Source organism: Nitrobacter sp. 62-13, assembly GCF_001896955.1.
GTDB lineage: Bacteria > Pseudomonadota > Alphaproteobacteria > Rhizobiales > Xanthobacteraceae > Nitrobacter.
In genome coordinates, this window is sequence record NZ_MKRN01000093.1 from 1 (window position 1) to 1,861 (window position 1,861).

Annotated in this window: 2 protein-coding genes; both read left to right on the top strand. The window is 62.4% G+C overall.

The genetic code is table 11. From position 1 onward, the window contains the following. Positions 1–390 (top strand): 30S ribosomal protein S7 (gene rpsG / locus BGN91_RS08380; RefSeq protein ID WP_292612200.1); only part of this gene is annotated, 390 nt, incomplete at its 5' end. A 30-nt stretch (positions 391–420) separates the two neighbouring features. Next, the coding region (fusA, locus tag BGN91_RS08385; RefSeq protein WP_292612203.1) for an elongation factor G at positions 421–1,861 on the top strand (1,441 nt) is incomplete at its 3' end.

Genomic DNA, 1,861 nt, shown 5'->3' on the forward strand with positions numbered 1-1,861 from the left:
AACTCGGTGATGTATGCCGGGAAGAAGTCGGTCGCCGAAAGCATCGTCTATGGCGCGCTCGACCTGATCGAGGCCAAGACCAAGCAGGGGCCGCTCACGGTGTTCGAGCAGGCGCTCGAAAACGTCATGCCGACCATCGAAGTGCGGTCGCGCCGCGTCGGCGGCGCCACCTATCAGGTGCCGGTGGAAGTCCGCTCAACCCGCCGTCAGGCGCTCGGCATTCGCTGGTTGATCGCGGCCGCGCGGGGACGCAACGAAAAGACGATGACGGAGCGGCTCTCGGCCGAACTGCTCGACGCGTCGAATAACCGGGGCAGCGCGGTCAAGAAGCGCGAAGACGTGCACAAGATGGCGGAAGCCAACCGTGCGTTCTCGCACTATCGCTGGTAACGGCGACAACAGGAATTCAAGGACAGCTCCATGCCCCGCCAACATGCTATCGAGGATTACCGTAATTTCGGGATCATGGCGCATATCGACGCCGGCAAGACCACCACGACCGAGCGCATCCTCTATTACACCGGCAAGAGCCACAAGATCGGCGAAGTGCACGAAGGTGCCGCGACGATGGACTGGATGGCGCAGGAGCAGGAGCGCGGCATCACCATCACCTCCGCCGCGACCACCGCGTTCTGGGATGGCAAGCGGCTGAACATCATCGACACCCCGGGTCACGTCGACTTCACCATCGAGGTGGAGCGCTCCTTGCGCGTGCTCGACGGCGCGGTATGCGTGCTCGACTCCAACCAGGGCGTCGAACCGCAGACCGAGACCGTCTGGCGCCAAGGCGACAAGTACAAGGTGCCGCGCATCGTCTTCTGCAACAAGATGGATAAGACCGGCGCCGACTTCTACAAGTGCATGGCCGACATCGTCGATCGGCTGGGCGCGCGCCCGGTGGCGCTGCAACTCCCGATCGGCTCGGAAAGCAACTTCAAGGGCATGGTCGACCTCGTCCGCATGAAGGCGCTGGTCTACAATCAGGACTCGCTCGGTTCGATGTACGATGTCGAGGAGATTCCTGCTGATCTCGCCGACAAAGCGAAGGAATATCGCGAAAAACTGGTGGAAGCCGCCGTCGAACTCGACGACGACGCCATGGCTGCCTATCTCGACGGCACCGAGCCGGATGAAGCGACCCTCAAGGGTCTCATCCGCAAGGCCGTCATCACCGGCGCATTCTATCCCGTGCTGTGCGGCACGGCGTTCAAGAACAAGGGCGTGCAGCCGCTGCTCGACGCCGTCGTGGCCTATCTGCCGTCGCCGCTCGACGTGCCCGCGATCAAGGGCGTCGACGACAGGGGCAACGAGGTCGTCCGCCATGCCGACGACAAGGAGCCGATGGCGCTCTTGGCATTCAAGATCATGGACGACCCGTTCGTCGGCACCATCACCTTCTGTCGCATCTATTCCGGTATTCTTCAGAGCGGCACCGGCGTGATCAATTCGACGCGCGAGAAGAAGGAGCGCATCGGCCGGATGCTGCTGATGCATGCGAACAACCGCGAAGACATCAAGGAAGCCTATGCCGGCGACATCGTCGCGCTGGCCGGCCTGAAGGAAGCGCGTACCGGTGACACGCTGTGCGATCCGGCCCATCCCGTGATCCTGGAAAAGATGGAATTCCCCGATCCGGTCATCGAGATCGCGATCGAGCCGAAGTCAAAGGCCGACCAGGAAAAGCTCGGCGTTGCGCTGGCGAAGCTTGCGGCGGAAGATCCGTCGTTCCGCGTCTCCACCGATCAGGAATCCGGCCAGACCATCCTCAAGGGCATGGGCGAACTCCATCTCGACATCAAGGTCGATATCCTCAAGCGGACCTACAAGGTCGACGCCAACATCGGCGCGCCGCAGGTGGCGT